Origin of the sequence: Shewanella sp. SM32, from assembly GCF_025654235.1 — a bacterium.
Taxonomy (GTDB): domain Bacteria; phylum Pseudomonadota; class Gammaproteobacteria; order Enterobacterales; family Shewanellaceae; genus Shewanella; species Shewanella oncorhynchi.
Window position 1 is genome coordinate 1 of the sequence record NZ_JAKKRO010000067.1, and the last position, 17,887, is coordinate 17,887.

The window sequence follows — 17,887 nt, forward strand, 5'->3', positions numbered from 1 at the left end:
GATGGTTCAATGCCTGTTGTGGCTAGTTGGTTTACACGCACAGCAACAGGGCTGGGATAAGCATTTTCAGGCCAATACCATTGGGCATCGAACGGTACTCTCAACGATTCGCTTGGGATTGGAGGTACTCAGGCGGCCTGATTATCAAATCACGGAGAAAGAATTGCTGGCGGCCTGGGTATTATTCGCCAATCAGTTGCTCAAATATGGCTATGCTATGGCTGATTTATGAGGGGATCCTTCAGTACTCAGTTTCAACATCGGTTCTTACCCGTAAAAAACTGGCAAATCTGGGCAAGCCATTGACAGTAAGACCAAGGTATTTATAGGTGATGATAGTGCCCACTGCTGGGGGATGTTGGCGCTCTGCGAGACTAAAACCTGTGCCAATACTAAAAATTCGGCCGTCTGGCGTTTGCACTTTTAATGCGCCCATCTGCCCTGCAAATTGACCTTTACCAGGGATATAAGCGATAACAGTAGCTTCAGCATCATAATAAGGTTTTAACTTCATCAGATGAGGATTGCGGCCACTGATATAAGTCGCAGAACTGCGATGCAGCATCAAGCCTTCGGCGCCTTTCGCAACTAAAGCATCGAGTTTTTGATACAGGGCTTCAAGGCTTTCTACTTGGAACTGCACTATGACTTCAAGATAATTCGATTTGCCACTCAGTTCAGTCAGCGCAAATTGATAGCGATGCTGAAAGTCGCCACTCGCCTTGGGGACATCGAACACCATAAATCGCACTTTGCGCCAATCATCATCCTTAGCCGAAGTTTGTCGAACTAAACTCGACATAGCTTCAAACTGGCCTCGCCCAAGCCATAATTCACCATCGAGAGGATAATTCGGAAAATTTACAGTAAACCAAATGGGTGTAGCGATGGCATTTCCCAGCCGAGTGAATAATTCCTTGCCATTCCAGTAACCTCGAACCCCGTCGAGTTTCTCACTAATCAAAAAATTTTGAATATTAATATCTTGCGAATTTCGAGTCGCATCAAACTCGGTAGCAAGTTGTATGGCAGGTGGTGAGGTTTGTGCGTTAACCGAAAGAGTTAAACCGCAAAGTATGAGCAAGCTGAGCTTTAAAACACTAAAACGGATGAAATGATTAAATGTTAAATTTCGTAACGGGTTTGTATGAGTCATTCCCTTGCCCACGCTGCAATATATCCTTCATCAAGCTTAGGCCGCACGGCTAAAGTTGCACTAAAATAACCGCAAAATTCACTAACTCCCTAAGTTAACAACGAATGTTGATGATCAAATTTGCTCAGTTAATTGTTTATGCACTTTTCATCTCAGGCTATACTGCGGCCAAATTTATGACTCAGTCAAATGTTAACAAAGACAACAGTAGGGTTTATTCCCCCCTGTTTTGAATGAGCAGAACCTCAGCGCTTTGTCGCTAACGTCAATTGGAAACACTATGAAACCAGCCAATAATCACGGTATTAAGCGCATATTCAGAGCGACGGGATTTTCGATGAAGGGCCTAAAGGCCGCTTGGATCCACGAAGCCGCCTTCAGACAGGAATTAATCTTGACGATAGTCATGTTACCCGTAGCCTTATGGGTTGATATCAGCACTATTGAACGCCTTATGCTGATTTTCACGTTGTTTATCGTGTTGATTGTTGAGCTATTAAACTCGGCAATTGAAGCTGTGGTTGACCGTGTCGGCAGTGAAATACACCCGTTAAGTGGCCAAGCCAAGGACATTGCCTCGGCTGCCGTCTTTATGAGTCTTGCGCTTTGTGGATTAACTTGGCTGGTTGTATTAACGCCGCTAGTGCTTTAATTCTTAGTTTCTAAACTGTCGCATGAGCAATCATTGAGCCATCGTCCCTTAAAAAGTCAATGGCTTGTTTGATCTGGGCTAAGCGGTCATTCTCTGCCCAATACGCAAGATACACATTTCGTGAAATGGCATTCGCGCCGCTGACGAGATGCAATTCGCCGCCGCGCAATGCATGTTGCACTAGATGCTCAGGTAAAAATGCGCAGCCGCCATTATTCAAGATGAAATCTAACGCAATACGTGCTGAACTCGTGTGCAGCGTTGGCACTGGCAGCGAGGCATATTCCTGCGCGTGAACAATATTGAACGCCGTACCCCAATCGACTTTTACATATTGCCCCGGCACAACCGCTTTTACCGTTTGACCTTTTAAGCTCGACACCAATAACAAATTAATTTGCCCCAGTTGCACTATCTCAAATTGATCAAGCTTTGGCGGATCGAATGAAATCGCAATATCTAGGGTACGGTCCATTAGCTGACGCGTCATTGCATTCGCGGGTAGCACTTCGGTGCGCAACGCCACGCCAGGTAAACCGACATGCAGTCCCTGTAAATAACCTTGCAAGTAAGCGTCCCAAATATTCGGCCCTGCACCAATGGCAAGCTGCGTTGTCTGTAACTGGCTGAGGGAAACATCTTGCTTAGCCCGCTCCCATGCTGTTAACACCGCTTCGGCATGACCAAGCATACGTTCGCCTGCTGGCGTGGGCTGAATATTATTACGTTGCCGTTCAAATAAGGCGACACCCAAAATGCTCTCAAGCTGTTTCACCCTAAAGCTCACAGCGCTTCGGGTGAGATAAAGATTCTCAGCCGCTTTACCAAAATGGCGAGTACGGGAGACTTCGAGAAAGGTTTTTAGTAAATCGGTATCCATAAAAATTCTTGACCAACATAGGCAAATTTTTTTGATTTATAAATCAATAATACTAGCCAATACTCCAGTTGCAAATCTTTGTATATCAAAAACTAGAGGGTATCTGCCATGTCTGAACAGTCTTTTTTTAACGCTAACAAGGGTTCTGAGACGTTTAACGGCTCAGTTGCTGCCAGTTTTGTCTCTCAAAAACGTTTCTACGACGACGCTAATTTCCCCAAAGGCTTTAAACGAAGCGGCGATTTTACCAATAAAGAAGCTGAACTCCTTGAATTGCATGGTCATGCGATGAAGAATTTAGCGGAAGGGAAAACGCTGCCTTGCACCTCTGATGAAGCCCAATTTGTGGAAGTCGCCAAAGGAAATATCGCCCCCAGTAGCTTGTTAGAGCAGATCTGGGTAAAGTATCGCAGGCTCGCCATGGGGAAACCCTTTTATGCCGTGGTTGGTACAGTGCATTTGCCTGCAACCAAGCCCGAGATAGAAATAGAGGCTGAGGCTGTATTTGATATTGAAGATGATGTTCAGGATGAACCTGAACCCGAGGATAAAGAATGAAGATTAAGGTTTGCTACTAAATGCGTGGTTGGATTTTATATAAAGAAACCGCGACTCAGCTAAAACCTGAATGGTATGAAATTGAGCGTCTACTGGCGGCAGCAAAAGCCGATAACATAGAGTTGGAAGTTTACGCACCTGATGAATTTGATCTGACTGTCACCAGAGAAGATAACAAGAGTATTTTATTGAATGGGCAAGCCGTCGAGCTGCCCGATTTTATCATTCCACGAATGGGCTCAGGCACGACCTACTTTGCTTTAGCCATTATTCGTCACTTAGAAAGATTAGGGGTATATTGCCTCAATCCATCTAAAGCCATTGAAATCGTTAAAGACAAGTTATTCTCCCAACAATTGTTGGCCGAGAAAAATCTGCCTACGCCTAAAACCATGTTGGTTAAATTCCCCGTCGATATCGCCCTCGTAGAACGCCATCTCGGTTTTCCTGTGGTGATAAAAACACTTTCTGGCTCACAGGGCAGTGGTGTGTTTTTATCCCATAAGGCGCGTGAATTTGACGATTTAATGCAGTTGATTGAAGCGACCAATAAAAACGCTAACATCATTCTGCAAGAGTTTATCGCTAACAGTCATGGGCGCGATCTACGCGTATTCACTATTGGTGGTCGTGTGGCGGGTTGCTATGAAAGGCGTGGTCAAGAAGACAGCTTCAAAGCCAATGTCAGTGCCGGTGGTTCAGCGCGTCCATTTCAGATCACTCCTGAAATTGAATGGCTCGCCACCCAAACAGCCAATATTCTCGATCTTGATGTTGCAGGTATCGATTTATTGTTTGATAACGGCCATTACAAAATTTGTGAGGCTAACTCATCTCCAGGGTTTGAGGGCTTAGAGTCCTGTTTGAATGTGGATATTGCCGCGCAAATTTTGCATTTTATTCGCATCCGTTTAGGCATGTTTAATAAAGATGAACCAAGTAGCCCAAAAATCGTGGCTGATAGCGTAGAGGCTGAGACTTCTACCCCGTCACCTCTATCGTCCTCTATCGAGACGAAATAGAAGTACTAGGACATATCAATATCTAGCGGGATCGTACCGCTAGATATTCTCAATATCGATGATTCTCCACCATGTTTGTGTCTATATCCATTTGTATCTCGCCCCATCCAACACAACAATCCTAAAGCCGTTCAGGAAGCACTTGCCCTTAGTCTTTCAATCCACAATTGATGTGATCGCTCACTCAAATTTCATTCAACCTCACGAGAACCAGCTCTACTTTTGTTTTGAATCACAATTTTTTGCATTTTTTAAAACATTTTGTTCACATTAAAAAATTTGCTGTTAAACTCCAAATGTTGTTTTTTTATGGCACTAAATTCTGACCTTATCGCTAAACATAATAAGAATAATGCAGGAGTCACTCCTTAACATGTCGATACGCCTATTACCCCTAATCATAGCGTCACTGCTCAGCACTCAAGTGCAAGCCGATGATTTTACTATTCAGTTAGGCGGCTTTTATTCGCAATCAGACACCAATATGGAAGTCACTAACCCTATTTCGGGTAATAATTTCACCTTAGATTATGAGTCCGATCTACAACTTGCAGAAAACGAATTTTTACCCTTTATCGAGTTAAATTATCACTTTAACGAACGGCACAATATCTACCTAGACTGGAAACAGCTTCATCGTAACGCCGAAACCCAAGCCTTAACCAAACCCTTCCAGCTCGAGATTAACGACACCATTTACGATATCAAAGCAGGCGGTAATCTAAATTCAACCTTAAACATTGATGTACTGCGCTTCGGCTATGGCTATGATGTATTTCAAGGCAGTAACTATGATGTCGGTCTATCACTTGGTTTACATACTATGTTTATCAAGACAGGTTTTGAAGGGGTGATTGGTGTTTGCGCTTCATCGGAATTACTCAATAATGTCTGCGGTAGCCAAGCAATTCCGCGCATTGTTGACGAAAATGTCACTGCGCCACTGCCCGACATTGGCATATATGGTCAGTATGAATTTGTTCCTGGTTGGCAAATCACCAGCCATGCACAGTATTTTTACATCAAACTCAATGATGTCAAAGGCGAACTGGTTGATATTAAAGTGGGGGTTAATGCACAAATCACCCCAAACTGGCGTATGAGCGTGGCCTATAACTACTATAAAGTTGACGTTGATATCGCCCAAAATTCGCCGAATAAAGATACTCAAATCGCCGATTACAACATCTATTACAATTTTATTGGCCCTATGCTTTCTATCAGCTATTCCTTTTAATTCTATAAAAATTTCTTCCCATATTGTATTAAACACCCCTCTCGCTCAAACAGTTGCCCGAACCCTAGCCCAAATTAGTGCTAAAAAATAAGGGCGCCTACTGGACGCCCTCATGATCCAACCCATTAAACCTATTTACGGCCATCCTGCTCACGTTTGGCTTTAAAGTCTGATGATTCAAGCCAATGGGGCCAATCTGAACCATTCGCTAAAGTGGTTATCATACTGGCGATCAAGTCTAGGTCTTGACTCACGCCCTCCAACGTCCAATTTGGATCATAATCATCGGCTCCTTGGTGATATTTATGCGCAATATAGTCAGGATCTGTATCCCCAAGACTCATAAATAACAATCCTGGTACACCTTGCTGGGCCAGCGCAAAATGGTCTGATCTAAACATCAATCCATTCTGTGGTCTTGGATCCGCTTTTACCGAACGGTCTTGGGCTTTGGCAGCTTTATCTAAGTATTGCTCCAACTCAGATACCCCTTCCCCATAGCGCAAAATGTAATCCACGCCTTTATTTACATTCATGCCATCGATATTTAAAAAGGCGACGATATTTTTGGTTGGCACACTGGGATGCTGAGCAAAATGCTGTGCACCAATCAGACCCGTTTCTTCTGCAGTAAAGGCACTGAAGAGCACCGAGCGATCCAGTGGTGCCGTGCTAGCTTGCTGTTTGAAGTAACGCGCTAACGCTAAAACCCCCGCCACACCGCTGGCATTATCGACCGCACCGTTTAAAATCTCTGACTTACCGTCTTCAATCACAGTGCCAAGGTGATCCCAATGGGCATGCATCATCACCACTTCGTCGGGGCGCGTTTTACCGGGCAGTAAAGCCGCGACGTTATGGGACTCGGCGCGTTCAATTTTATTGTTTAACGTGAGCTGCGCGCTCAACTTAAGTGGGATCGCATTAAAGTTTGGCTTGGCCGCTTGCCGTTTTAAGGTATCAAAATCCAATCCCGCTTTGGCAAAGATTTTTTGTGCGGCCTCGTGCTGAACCCAGCCCATCACGCCCACTTGACCTTGGTTATTATTGGCATCGACCAGAGTAAACTTAGTGCCCGTGTTGGAGTTTTGTACCACTCCCCAGCCATAGGCGGCTGGTGCGGTTTCATGGACAATAAACACGGCCTCAGCGCCTTGACGCGCCGCTTCCTCATATTTATAAGTCCAGCGACCATAATAGGTCATAGCATTGCCTTTAAATATTGTTGGATCTTGGGTCGCAAAGCCGGGGTCATTCACGAGTACGATGACCGTTTTGCCTTTTACATCTAACCCTTGATAATCATTCCAGCCATATTCGGGTGCATTGATACCATAGCCAACAAATACCACATCGCTTTTATTCAGGCTCACGGTGTCGGCGATTCTTTGGGTTCTCGCGGTAAATTCACTGCCATTAGCAAATTTAAGTCCGCCGATATCAAGCTGCATGTTTTGATCGGCACTAATTTGCGCCAAAGGAACCGCCTGTAAATAGCTATCGCCAAATCCGGGTTTGAGACCCATATCTTTAAATGCTGTCACTAAATAGTCTAAAGTTAACGTCTCACCTTCAGATAAGGGCGCGCGTCCCCCAAAAGCATCGCTCGCTAAGGTTTTCACATCGGTTCGGTATTGCACGAGATCGAGACTTTTCACAAATGCCGTTTCAGCAAAGACAGGTAATGAGATAGTGGCCAACAGACTTGTGGTTATGATTAAATTTTTCACAACTTTCTCCCAAGTTATTATCATTATTTGGTTTTAAGGATAGACTTTACCATATCATCTTTAATTTATGATGGAAGTCTTAGCGCAAACGGAGTCGCTGCATCCAAGAGTAAACGGTAATCATGTCTCCATCTGACCGATATTCTTGTCGTTGACCTAAACCTGACTGTAACAGAATAAAAAATAGCGAAACTTTAAAATATCCGTATATTTTCATTGAGTAAGGTAACAATATGTCGCTAGAGTTATTACAAGCCGCTGCACTGAACCTCAAAAAAGCAGTGCCTCTGATGCTCAAACATAAAATTCCGACCACACCCGTTAACTATGCGCTTTGGTACACTTATGTTGGTGAACAAAATCCCGAATTAAATCAACAACTCGATACTGTTATTGCCCAATACAACACTTGCCCTCCAGTCAGTAGCGAAATCTTGTATCGCCAATATGTTGCCGACCCAGTTGAACTTGATGTCAGAGAAATGCGCCAAAATCTGGATGCTATGGTGACAGAGCTTTCCCAATCACTCAAAGATACCAATCTAGATGCCAATGACTTCCAGTCACGTATCGAAAGTAATTTTGAAAAGCTCAACCGCATCGAAGACGAGGGCTTTAGTGTTGAGCAAGTACTCGATCTGGTCCGCAGCTTAGTGAAAGAGTCGGACAATATTCGCTCGAGCACAGAGTTCTTTACCGGTCAGCTGCAGAAGGCTCAAACCGAAATAGACGCACTAAAGAAAAAACTTGAACAAACAGAAAAAGACGTTCTCTACGATGCACTGACGGGCTGCTTTAATCGCCGCGCCTTTGACACTGATTTTGCAGGAATGATAGCCCAAGCCCCCTTAGGCACTTGTGTGATCTTGGCCGATATCGACCATTTTAAAGTGTTTAACGACACCTATGGCCACCAGCTCGGCGACCAAGTGTTACGCGCCGTGGCGAAACGGCTACAGGAATCCTGCCGCGATGGCACGAAACTGTATCGGTTTGGCGGTGAAGAATTTGCGATTATTGTCCCTAAAAGTCAGCTACGTATCGCAAGGCAACTGGCCGAAGCTATGCGCCGTGGACTCGAAAAACTCAGTTTAAAAGACAGACGCAAAGACGAACGCATCAATAATATCAGTGCTTCCTTTGGCGTCGCCCAATGGCAAGAAAAACAAACGGGTATGCAATTGATTGAAGCGGCAGACAAATTACTTTATGAAGCCAAACGCTTAGGACGAAATCGTGTGCTGCCTATCAGTAACTGATGGTTATAACTTAGCCTGAAGCCGATAATTCAGCTTCAGGCTAAGATGATTAACAAAGGAGCATTTTTTTGAAAGCTACATGAAGGATTTAAATTAGATTTCAGATTAATGTTTGAAACTGCGAGAAACAGTTCCAATATTCCCTTGCACGCCACTCCCTATTGAAACAGATACATTCGTACCGTGTGTTTCCATCGACTCATTTTCGACGGGTATCGCCTGCACCACAAACCGCAGTTCAGCACCACCTTGAAGTGAATCGAAGGGATAACACGTAATTAACGTTAAGCGATTATCATCGGATGGCGCCATAAATTGAGTTTCGGTTTCATGTACGACCTGAGTCGCCACCACTTCATAAATAATGTGATTGCCTTTAAGCGTTTGTAACGATAATCGACGCCCCACCGCCATGCCATTAAGTATCGCAAAATGCGTGTCCCTGTGGCCGGCAATCACAGTATTGCCTTTTTGCCCCGCTGGCGCACTGGACAACACCAGACTCGGACCAAAGGCCAAATTTCGCCCAGAAGCCCCCGCAAGAACATATAAACTGTCATTAAGCTCTGCTTCAATATTGTTGTTCGCCGCCACTTGCTCACGATGAATAGACAGCTTTGCCACGGGATAGGTATCCGCCCATGACCAAGGTTTATGGGATTGGCCATCAGCCAAGGTTTTAGTCCACGCCTGTTCAATCAAATACTGGGCAAAGTGTGCTTTAGCTTGCATATAGAGTCCCTTTCCTAACAATGTTGCGCCAATTAAAAATAATCCCACCACTAAAAATCGCTGTGTTCTGCTTTTGCTCATCGCGCTTAACTCATCGTTCACTGGTAAGTGCCACCAAGGCCGCCTTCTCTTCACGTCTTTGTCGAAGAATCGATCCTGTAAGAATCAAAGCGAGTAGCAAGGTCAGCGCACCTAATAACATATCCAAACGGCTTGACGTCGCGGTTTGCGGCAAGGCACCAAAAGGTTGCCAACCTAAGGGCAAGTGCTGACGAACCACGGCATCACGGCTCATTGCAGTTGAATCAATTGGGGTTAAGTCCACCGCCACTAAGCTGGTATAGGCGCTGACTAAGTGATAATTCATTGATAAGGCCGTCACTTGCTGTTTGACCTTGTCATCATTCGCACCATTTTTACTCAACTCCAATGCACCAATCTGTTTACGCGCCCACAGCAAATCTAAACCCGCACCTTGATGGGTCATCAATCCTGCGGAGTTGTCCTGCAGCGAGAGCGACTGTTGCCAGTTTTGATGCCCTTGGCGTCCTGAAATCACTAACTCCTGTGGCTCACGGGCGCTGCGCTTTAAACTCACGAGCACTGGCTCACCGCGGTACAGATCAGCAATCGGTGATGGCCAGTAATCGGGCACACTGCCATCATCAAAACGCACTTGAATATCGGTTAACACCGGATATTGAATTTTGCTGAGTAAGGCGCTGATCTTCTCATCGACCTCATCCACTTTGCCAATATAGGTAAAAGTGCCACGACCGAGTTCAGCCGCCCTTTGCATAAAGTGAGAATTAGGCGCCGAACCTATGCCGACAGTAAATAGGCGACTCTCACCAATTTGATAGCGGATCAAATCAAATAACGCTTGTTCATTGCCCACAGAGCCGTCGGTCATAAAGATCACTTGGCGCAAAGGCTGCGTTGCATCAAGCGATACACTGCCCAAGGATTTTGGCAAGGCAGCGTCCAGTGCTAACGCCATTTCAGTGCCACCATCGGCCTGTAAACGGCTCACAAATTGACGGGCCCGTGACAAATTCGACGAGGTCGCCGGTAATGGCATTGCAGAGAACTGAGACAAACTGGAGTTAAATTCGATAATGTTAAAACTGTCCTCCGGCTTTAGTCCTTTTAACGCGTATAACAGTGCATTTTTAGCTTGAACGATAGAATCCCCCGCCATAGAGCCCGAAGTATCAATCACTAAAATTAATTCACGGGGCAAACTCGGCTGAGTACTCTTTTCAACCTTAGGAGGCAACACCATGACGAGACTGTAATTATCATCATTTACGCCGCTGATTTTATTTGTCTCAAGTGTATCCTGAGACAGATTTTCGCCATCGAGCTTATGGGTTTTACCTTGCTGATTAAACACCCAAGCCATTGGGCTCGTGCCCTGCTGTACTCGCCATTGCAGCACAAAGTCACGATTAGCGGGCACACGTTGCGCCAGCGATACATCGACCGCGCCGCTGTTGTCTTGCTTGAGTTTGATGTCATGGTAAGGACTCTCAATGGACGCTTTATCAACCCCCTTTGCAAGTAAGACTTGAATGTCTGCCTTCAGCACAGGATCGCGTCCACTGGCGCCGTCCCGCACTGGTGCCACAATCCGGTCAGCATCAAACACCTGCGAACTTGTCACTCGGCTTGATTGGCGCACCTGTGCCATAGGATCATGTGAATCGCTTACACTTGAATCCGATGTTAATCCCGGAATATAACGGGGCGCGACCACCAGCGGAAAACGTAAACTAAACAAACCATCTTCATATTTAATGGTCTCCTGATAGTTGATTTCTACAATCAGCTCCTCTTGAGGTGCTAGGTTTGCGACTTCGGTCGTAAACATATTAGGCCGCTCTTGGCTCACTAAGCTGGCACGTTTGCCTTCAGCTTTCGCTTGCTCAAAAATCTGCTTGGCATCGGCCTTAGGATGAATTTGCCCTTCGATCACTCTCTGGCCTATATGTAATCGCAACGAATCCACCGCAGCCTCATTGGGCAGTGGGAACAAATATTGCCCATTCAACACAAATTCAGTGTTGTTGCGAAAAACCTGTTTCACGCTCACGCGATTACTTAAGCCAGAGACTTGCATCGACACTTGTGTATCGAGCGGCAAAGATGGCACCCAAGCACCGCTCGGCTGGCGATAAAGCAACAGCCCCTGCGTAATATCATCGTAATTAATGATGTGTGATTCTGCCGTACTGTGAGCACTATTTTGCCCGACCAATGCCGAAGCCATATTCTGTGGCGCAGATAATGTGCCGGTACTATTCGGCGAAGCCAATGCCACAAAGGGCAAACCCCAACACACGGCGGCACTGATCAGCAATACCGCTACCGCTTCACTCACTTCTTTTACCCTTTTCCCTGTGATCATCACAAAGGCTTCCTCTATTAACAAATATGAACTGATGTTGGTTGTCGTTAATATGAACGACATAAAATGGACTGCTTAAATTGACCGCTAGTCAGCAGCATGACTTGCAGTCAAGGCCAAATGAGGCTGTAGTGTTAATGTCACGCGGCGGTCGAACACATCCGATTCTCGGTCTTGGTCGGCTTGCAAAGGCGATAAAGCGCCAAAGGCTTGAGTGGTCATACGCTCGGCAGTGACGCCTTGCTTAATCAGGTAGCCACGCACCTCCAGTAGACGCTGCTCAGAAAGGGCTTGGTTGTAACTCTCATCACCACGGCGGTCGGCATAGCCCTTCAGCTCAAGATTGAGTTCTGGTGACAAATTCATCACCTCAGCCACATCATCTAATTGGGGCAAAAAATGCGATTCAACCTCAGAGGAACCGGTACGAAACTGTACGCTAAGCCCCAAGGCAAGTTCACTGAGCAATTGACGTTGCGCGGATAGCAACTCATCAAGCTCTTGCTGCGCCTTGGTATATTCGCTCGCCCGTTTTTCGGCGGCTTGCTGTTTTACACTCCACTCGGATAACTGGGACTCTTGCAAATGGATCTGTCTTTGCTGAACGTGCAGTGTGTCTGTATCGCTGACTGATTTGCCAATTAAGGTGCCAGTGAACGCTCCAATAATAGCCCCCACTGGACCACCGACTAACGCCCCCACTAAGGCTCCACCACCGAGGCCAATAAGGGCTTCCGGTTGTTCGTCCTCGCTTGCGTATTCGTCATCCATCGCGATACCGCTAGCATAGGCATCATTTTCTAGGGTGAGGTCTTGTCCTATCACTTGGTTTTGCAGTGAAACCCGCGCCGACACACTGGCTATAGGTGCGCTTAATAAACTCAAAACCAATAGATTAATTAGTGTCTTTTTCATCATCTCATTCCTTTTTGATTATTAGCTGAGCTTGGACTCGTACCTGAAGCAATCCACTCAACACCACATCAGGTCAAACGGGTACAAAACTGAATGGGGCTATTAAACACAAGTGGAATGGCATGAGCAGGGATGGAAAATGGCAATACAACTATCAATTGTGGCAACAAAATGGCAATTGCATTTGTGGCCTTTTTTCTCGGGTAAAATCCTGTATAGTCACGAAAACTTACTCCCCCAAGTCAATAGGAATACGGCTCTATGAAGCGTATCGCCATAGTGGAAGATGAAGCGGCCATTCGCGAGAATTACAAGGACGTGCTGCAACAACACGGTTACAGCGTGCAAACCTACGCCGACAGACCATCGGCCATGCTAGCCTTTAATACCCGTTTACCGGATTTAGCCATTATCGACATCGGCTTAGGTAATGAAATTGACGGCGGCTTTATGCTATGTCAGTCATTGCGCGCCATGTCGAGCACACTGCCGATCATCTTTTTAACCGCCCGTGACAGTGACTTTGATACTGTGTGTGGCCTGCGTTTAGGCGCCGATGATTACTTGAGTAAAGAAGTGAGTTTTCCCCATTTAACCGCACGCTTAGCCGCATTGTTTCGACGATCTGAACTTGCGGCCAGCCAAACGGCGCAGGAAAATCTGCTCGAACGTGGCCCACTGACCATTGATGCCAACCGCATGCAAGTCTATTGGAACCAGTTACCAATCGAGCTTACCGTGACCGAATTTTGGATGGTGCATGCGTTAGCCAAACATCCAGGCCATGTACGCAGTCGCCATGAATTAATGCAAGAGGCTAAAATCTTTGTCGATGACAGCACTATCACCTCCCATGTGAAACGCATTCGAAAAAAGTTTATCGCTACCGCGCCAGAGTTTGATTGTATTGATACTGTCTATGGTATGGGTTATCGCTGGGACAGCTTGGCCTGATCTATGGCTTAACCAACCTTTAAGCGCGCGGTGTTGAACCAGATAATCTTGGATGAATGAACTTTTAAACCCATTAATGCTGATCCCTAACTTATGACACGTTTCCCCTTTGGTCTACGCACTAAAGTCATCGGCCTTAGCCTATTCTTGCTCTGCCTACCTTGGTTGGGGTACCAATATGTGTGGGAAATGGAAAAGTATCTTCGCCACGGCCAAGAACGCACCTTAGAAGGCACCACTCAAGCACTAGCCACCGCGCTGCACGAGCGGCCGAAATTGTTCGATGGGCAAGCGAGTTTTTTAAAGCAAGTAGAAAAAAGCCGCGATCTATACGCCTATCCACTGGCAGGGGCGATTCTACTCGACGGCAAACTCAACGAATGGCAGGAATATCAGCACAGATTTATCCAATACGGTGAGGCACACCAAATTATGCGTGCCGATCCGAACGCCCCCCTGACCTTAAGCTTTACCCACATGGTCGGCCAATACGATGGTTATCTGTATGCTTTTTTTCAAGTCATTGATCCAACAGTGGTACTGCGGGGTAAAAATGCCCTTAGTGTCGATAGAAACGATCATCTCTCGATTGCGACACTCGCGCCCGACAATAAATTCAAACGCTATATCGTTGCCACGACTCAACCCGGCTGGATCAGCGCCTTCGAATTACCCGCTAATCCTAAGCAAACTGTGCCCGTCACACCAGAGGTGCGTATCCAAGGACAATGGGCGACGACCGATGTGGGCTACAATGTCGAGCTGCGTATTCCCTTAGACATGGTCGGCAGCAAACTCGGATTTGCCATTGCCGATGTCAACGACAGCAAATACCGTGATGTGGCTGCAGTTGTCGGCACCTCGGCCTTAGATACGGTCGACAATCTCGGCACTGTGCTGGTACCATCACCGGAAATTGAAAGTATTATCAAAGGCATGAGCCACTATAGCTCACGTATTTGGGTGGTCGATAAACACGGTCGCGTACTGGCAAAATCCGGTGACATTCGCGCTAATGACAGTGTATGGACCCGCACCTTAGAAGATGAAAAGAGCACCGCGCTGTGGGATACCTTCAAGCGTGATTATCTGCATCCGCTGTACTATAAAATTCTCACAAAACCGCCCAAAGACTTTATTGATTCCTTACAAGATTCCACCGAGCTTGACGGCAGTCATATCCAAAAAGCCCTCGCGGGTCAGCAAAGTTCGACTTGGCGGTTAACCCCAGACAACAAAGCTGTGGTACTCGCCGCTGCGAGCCCCATTTGGATTGATAACAATGTGATGGGGGCCGTCGTCGCCGAAGAAACCACCCACGGAATTCGAACCCTACGCAACCGAGCGCTAGAAAAGCTCTTTAACGTGATTTTGACCATAATGAGTATGGGCACCTTGGCGCTGTTCTTCTTCGCCTCGAGTATTTCTAACCGCATCCGTAAATTGCGCGATGAAGCCGAAAATGCCATCGACAGCCAAGGCCGTGTGCGTAATCACCTCAAACCGTCGAAGGCTCGGGATGAAATTGGCGATCTGTCCCGTAGCTTCTCTAGCATTGTGGGGCGACTGGGTCAGTACACTCACTATCTAGAAAACATGTCGTCGCGCCTGTCCCATGAGTTACGTACGCCCGTGGCTGTGGTGCGTTCATCCCTTGAGCATTTAAACCTGCAGACCTTAGATAAAGACACGCAAAAATATGTCGACCGCGCCCAAGAAGGTGTCAGCCGCTTAAGCATGATTTTAAACAACATGAGCGAGGCAACACGCTTAGAGCAGAGTTTAACGCAGGCCGATATCACTAAGTTCCCACTCTCTCAAGTGGTCAGCGGTTGTATGCAAGGTTATCAAATGACCTATCCAGAACAAGGCTTTAGTGTGAAAGTGCCCGAGCAACCACTGATGATGCAAGGTGTGCCAGAATATATCGCCCAGTTAATGGACAAACTTATCGCCAACGCCATTGAGTTTTGCCATAAAGACAGTGCTATCGAAGTCACGCTCACCCAAGTGGGTAAACAAGCAACTCTGCTTATCAGTAACTTAGGGCCTGAACTGCCCATTGATATGTCGGAGCAGATTTTCGATTCCATGGTGTCGGTGCGGATTAATCAAGCCCAAGATAAACCCCACCTAGGCTTAGGTCTGTATATCGCGCGATTGGTCGCCGAGTTCCACCAAGGACAAATCCTTGCCCGTAATCGCAGTGAGCATAATGGCGTCGATATCCTAGTAACCTTGCCATTAAGCTAAGAATCACGCAGCCTTTGAGCTAAAGTCACGCTGCCTTTAAATTAATAGTCACGTTGCCTTTGAGCTCTGCTTCATAATCTAAAGACCGAAGGTACAGGAAGCCAATAACATGAGTCAAACTCATCATCGCGCCTCCTGTCATTTCTGCGCGCAGATGCTAAGATGACCGCCATAACAATAGATTAGATATCTCCAATGGTTCTTCTCCAACATTGTTCAACCTATTCGTTCAACCTAAATGCCAAGGTAATGATCCAATGACAGATAAACATCATCAAGCCACCCAAATCGTCAGCTTAGGTCGAGACAAAAAATGGACCAAAGGCGTGATCAATCCGCCCGTTTTTCGAGCTTCGACTATCGTCTTCGAAACGATGGAGGAAATGCGCCACGCCGCGAAAAATAAAACCAACGGCGAGATGTTTTATGGCCGCCGTGGCACCCCGACCCATTTTTCGTTTCAAGCGGCGATTGCTGAATTAGAAGGCGGCGTCGGTACAGCGCTGTATCCCTCTGGCGCGGCGGCGATCAGTGCGGCGTTATTGTCATTTTTAAAAGCCGGCGATCACCTGTTGATGGTCGATAGCGTGTATGAGCCGACGCGGGATCTATGTACCCATATTCTCGGCGGTTTTGGTATCGAAACCACTTACTACAATCCGCTGATTGGCGAGGGCATTCGCGACCTTATTCGCCCCAATACTAAAGTGTTGTTTTTAGAGTCTCCAGGCTCTATCACCATGGAAGTGCAAGATGTGCCGACCTTGTGCTGCATCGCCCACGAACATGGGCTGATTACTATGCTGGACAACACTTGGGCTTCACCCATCAATAGCAAACCCTTTGAAATGGGTGTGGATATTTCGATTCAAGCGGCGACCAAATACATCGTCGGTCACTCGGATGTGATGATAGGCACGGCCACGGCCAACGAAAAATACTGGCCACAATTACGTGAACACAGTTATTTGATGGGACAAACTACCTCCCCTGATGATGTGTACCTTGCTGCCCGCGGCCTACGTACCTTAGGCGTGCGTATGGCGCAACATGAAAAAAATGCCCTGCAAGTGGCCAACTGGTTGAAAACCCGGCCAGAAGTCGATCATCTGCGTCACCCCGCGTTCGATACATGCCCTGGGCACGAATTCTTTAAACGCGACTTTAGTGCCTCCAACGGCTTGTTCTCCTTTATCTTAAAACAGGGCGATGCCGATGCCGTCACCGCACTGGTTGAAAATATGAGTCACTTTAAGATGGGCTTTTCTTGGGGCGGCTACGAGAGTTTAATCCTCGGCATTTTCGGTATTGAAAAAATCCGCTCAGCGACTCAATGGGATGCGAGCAAACCTTTGATCCGTTTACATATTGGTTTAGAAAATCCCGCTGATTTAATCGCCGATCTCAGTGCTGGGTTTGAACGCTTTAACGCAGTATTGGCGGCCAAAGCTAAATAACGATATTTAATGTGCTAAGTGCTAGCAGAATATAAAAAGGGGCGGAATAAATATTCCGCCCCTTCTCTTATCGATACTGACACAAATACGAATGTTTACTGCAATATCATTATGCTTATAGCAAATAAACCGCTAAACCATAAACTCTAGGGTGATTAATTCGCTTTCGTTCCAATGCTTAATGCAGGATCGACCCAAGCCGCAGAGCCATAAAGCGGCACTGTTGAGAGCGCATGTTTATGGCTGCCATTGGTCTCTTTCGTCGAATAGGACAAATACAACAGAGTCTGATTTTGCGCATCGTAAATTCTACGCACTTTTAATGACTTAAATAAAATACTCAGGGATTCAGTGAAAATCACTTCGCCGTGTTTTCCCATGTCTATCTTCGCCAGATCGGCCGCAGTAATTGGCCCAGTTTGACGGCAACTGATCCCCATATCGGACGGATCGGCAAAGTCTAAATTGGCTTCGATACGACTGATATGGCAAGTCACCCCAGGTATTTTAGGATCGTTTTTAGCATCAATAATTACATCTTTAGTGGTAAAAAGCCCTAAGCTCACCTTACCCACATCGTCACCACAACCCGCAAGCAATAGACCTACAGAGGCCGCAAACGCACACTTCAACAGAGTTTTCATTATTACTTCCTAAATATTACGAACTAAG

The 17,887-nt window shown here is 46.3% G+C and carries 15 protein-coding genes and 1 pseudogene; 9 read left to right on the plus strand and 7 right to left on the minus strand.

The features are described from left to right. A pseudogene (locus tag L5M10_RS19945) lies at positions 1-232 on the plus strand (IS4 family transposase); the annotation flags it as partial. A 9-nt stretch (positions 233-241) separates the two neighbouring features. Here the strand turns inward: L5M10_RS19945 and L5M10_RS19950 are convergent. Next, positions 242-1,156 carry a DNA ligase gene (locus L5M10_RS19950; protein WP_263255784.1) on the minus strand — a complete coding sequence of 305 codons (915 nt, stop codon included), beginning with the start codon at positions 1,154-1,156 and terminating at the stop codon, positions 242-244. Between the two features lie 280 nt (positions 1,157-1,436). On the opposite strand from L5M10_RS19950, the gene L5M10_RS19955 reads away from it, so the two are divergent. Beyond that, positions 1,437-1,808: a diacylglycerol kinase gene (locus L5M10_RS19955; protein ID WP_028760259.1), complete on the plus strand. Its 372-nt coding sequence runs from the start codon at positions 1,437-1,439 to the stop codon at positions 1,806-1,808. Between the two features lie 10 nt (positions 1,809-1,818). On the opposite strand, the gene hdfR is transcribed toward L5M10_RS19955, so the two are convergent. Next, positions 1,819-2,688 (minus strand): HTH-type transcriptional regulator HdfR, encoded by an 870-nt coding sequence (hdfR, locus tag L5M10_RS19960; RefSeq protein ID WP_028760260.1) that lies wholly within the window; start codon positions 2,686-2,688, stop codon positions 1,819-1,821. A 108-nt stretch (positions 2,689-2,796) separates the two neighbouring features. Between hdfR and L5M10_RS19965 the strand changes: the two genes are divergently transcribed. From L5M10_RS19965 to L5M10_RS19975, 3 genes are all read left to right on the plus strand, one after another. Then, positions 2,797-3,246: a DUF413 domain-containing protein gene (locus tag L5M10_RS19965; RefSeq protein ID WP_028760261.1), complete on the plus strand. Its 450-nt coding sequence runs from the start codon at positions 2,797-2,799 to the stop codon at positions 3,244-3,246. Positions 3,247-3,266: 20 nt separating this feature from the next. Next, positions 3,267-4,268 carry a RimK family alpha-L-glutamate ligase gene (locus tag L5M10_RS19970; protein ID WP_113941500.1) on the plus strand — a complete coding sequence of 334 codons (1,002 nt, stop codon included), beginning with the start codon at positions 3,267-3,269 and terminating at the stop codon, positions 4,266-4,268. Positions 4,269-4,641: 373 nt separating this feature from the next. Continuing rightward, positions 4,642-5,505, plus strand: coding sequence for a hypothetical protein (locus L5M10_RS19975; protein ID WP_028760263.1), 864 nt, complete (start codon positions 4,642-4,644; stop codon positions 5,503-5,505). 131 nt (positions 5,506-5,636) lie between these two features. Here the strand turns inward: L5M10_RS19975 and L5M10_RS19980 are convergent, their stop codons facing one another. Continuing rightward, entirely contained in the window at positions 5,637-7,259 is a 1,623-nt protein-coding gene (locus L5M10_RS19980; protein WP_263178608.1) for a M28 family metallopeptidase, read from the minus strand. A 209-nt stretch (positions 7,260-7,468) separates the two neighbouring features. Between L5M10_RS19980 and L5M10_RS19985 the strand changes: the two genes are divergently transcribed. Continuing rightward, on the plus strand, positions 7,469-8,494 hold the full coding sequence (locus L5M10_RS19985) for a GGDEF domain-containing protein (protein ID WP_028760265.1): 1,026 nt from the start codon (positions 7,469-7,471) through the stop codon (positions 8,492-8,494). Between the two features lie 105 nt (positions 8,495-8,599). Here the strand turns inward: L5M10_RS19985 and L5M10_RS19990 are convergent, their stop codons facing one another. The 3 genes from L5M10_RS19990 to pdsO form a co-directional block, all read right to left on the minus strand. After that, entirely contained in the window at positions 8,600-9,307 is a 708-nt protein-coding gene (locus L5M10_RS19990) for a class GN sortase (protein ID WP_219233729.1), read from the minus strand. 10 nt (positions 9,308-9,317) lie between these two features. Then, positions 9,318-11,636, minus strand: a complete 2,319-nt coding sequence (locus tag L5M10_RS19995) for a marine proteobacterial sortase target protein (RefSeq protein WP_263178612.1) — start codon at positions 11,634-11,636, stop codon at positions 9,318-9,320. Positions 11,637-11,723: 87 nt separating this feature from the next. After that, positions 11,724-12,554, minus strand: a complete 831-nt coding sequence (gene pdsO / locus L5M10_RS20000) for a sortase-associated OmpA-like protein PdsO (protein WP_113941504.1) — start codon at positions 12,552-12,554, stop codon at positions 11,724-11,726. 258 nt (positions 12,555-12,812) lie between these two features. Between pdsO and pdsR the strand changes: the two genes are divergently transcribed. From pdsR to L5M10_RS20015, 3 genes are all read left to right on the plus strand, one after another. Further along, complete coding sequence (gene pdsR, locus L5M10_RS20005; protein WP_006081337.1) at positions 12,813-13,505, plus strand: proteobacterial dedicated sortase system response regulator; 693 nt, start codon at positions 12,813-12,815, stop codon at positions 13,503-13,505. A gap of 93 nt (positions 13,506-13,598) precedes the next feature. Further along, positions 13,599-15,758, plus strand: a complete 2,160-nt coding sequence (pdsS, locus tag L5M10_RS20010; protein ID WP_263178609.1) for a proteobacterial dedicated sortase system histidine kinase — start codon at positions 13,599-13,601, stop codon at positions 15,756-15,758. Between the two features lie 257 nt (positions 15,759-16,015). Then, on the plus strand, positions 16,016-17,215 hold the full coding sequence (locus L5M10_RS20015) for a cystathionine beta-lyase (protein WP_263166474.1): 1,200 nt from the start codon (positions 16,016-16,018) through the stop codon (positions 17,213-17,215). 155 nt (positions 17,216-17,370) lie between these two features. Here the strand turns inward: L5M10_RS20015 and L5M10_RS20020 are convergent, their stop codons facing one another. Continuing rightward, positions 17,371-17,859 (minus strand): CreA family protein, encoded by a 489-nt coding sequence (locus L5M10_RS20020; RefSeq protein ID WP_131525552.1) that lies wholly within the window; start codon positions 17,857-17,859, stop codon positions 17,371-17,373. Positions 17,860-17,887: the final 28 nt, after the last annotated feature.

Excerpts from the sequence above, each read along its gene's own strand:
- pdsR (WP_006081337.1), top strand. The coding sequence starts at position 12,813 with ATGAAGCGTATCGCCATAGTGGAAGATGAAGCGGCCATTCGCGAGAAT.
- L5M10_RS19980 (WP_263178608.1), bottom strand. The coding sequence starts at position 7,259 with ATGATAATAACTTGGGAGAAAGTTGTGAAAAATTTAATCATAACCACA.
- L5M10_RS19950 (WP_263255784.1), bottom strand. The coding sequence starts at position 1,156 with ATGACTCATACAAACCCGTTACGAAATTTAACATTTAATCATTTCATC.
- L5M10_RS19955 (WP_028760259.1), top strand. The coding sequence starts at position 1,437 with ATGAAACCAGCCAATAATCACGGTATTAAGCGCATATTCAGAGCGACG.
- L5M10_RS20015 (WP_263166474.1), top strand. The coding sequence starts at position 16,016 with ATGACAGATAAACATCATCAAGCCACCCAAATCGTCAGCTTAGGTCGA.
- pdsO (WP_113941504.1), bottom strand. The coding sequence starts at position 12,554 with ATGATGAAAAAGACACTAATTAATCTATTGGTTTTGAGTTTATTAAGC.
- L5M10_RS19970 (WP_113941500.1), top strand. The coding sequence starts at position 3,267 with ATGCGTGGTTGGATTTTATATAAAGAAACCGCGACTCAGCTAAAACCT.
- L5M10_RS19965 (WP_028760261.1), top strand. The coding sequence starts at position 2,797 with ATGTCTGAACAGTCTTTTTTTAACGCTAACAAGGGTTCTGAGACGTTT.
- pdsS (WP_263178609.1), top strand. The coding sequence starts at position 13,599 with ATGACACGTTTCCCCTTTGGTCTACGCACTAAAGTCATCGGCCTTAGC.
- L5M10_RS19985 (WP_028760265.1), top strand. The coding sequence starts at position 7,469 with ATGTCGCTAGAGTTATTACAAGCCGCTGCACTGAACCTCAAAAAAGCA.
- L5M10_RS20020 (WP_131525552.1), bottom strand. The coding sequence starts at position 17,859 with ATGAAAACTCTGTTGAAGTGTGCGTTTGCGGCCTCTGTAGGTCTATTG.
- L5M10_RS19995 (WP_263178612.1), bottom strand. The coding sequence starts at position 11,636 with ATGATCACAGGGAAAAGGGTAAAAGAAGTGAGTGAAGCGGTAGCGGTA.
- L5M10_RS19975 (WP_028760263.1), top strand. The coding sequence starts at position 4,642 with ATGTCGATACGCCTATTACCCCTAATCATAGCGTCACTGCTCAGCACT.
- L5M10_RS19990 (WP_219233729.1), bottom strand. The coding sequence starts at position 9,307 with ATGAGCAAAAGCAGAACACAGCGATTTTTAGTGGTGGGATTATTTTTA.
- hdfR (WP_028760260.1), bottom strand. The coding sequence starts at position 2,688 with ATGGATACCGATTTACTAAAAACCTTTCTCGAAGTCTCCCGTACTCGC.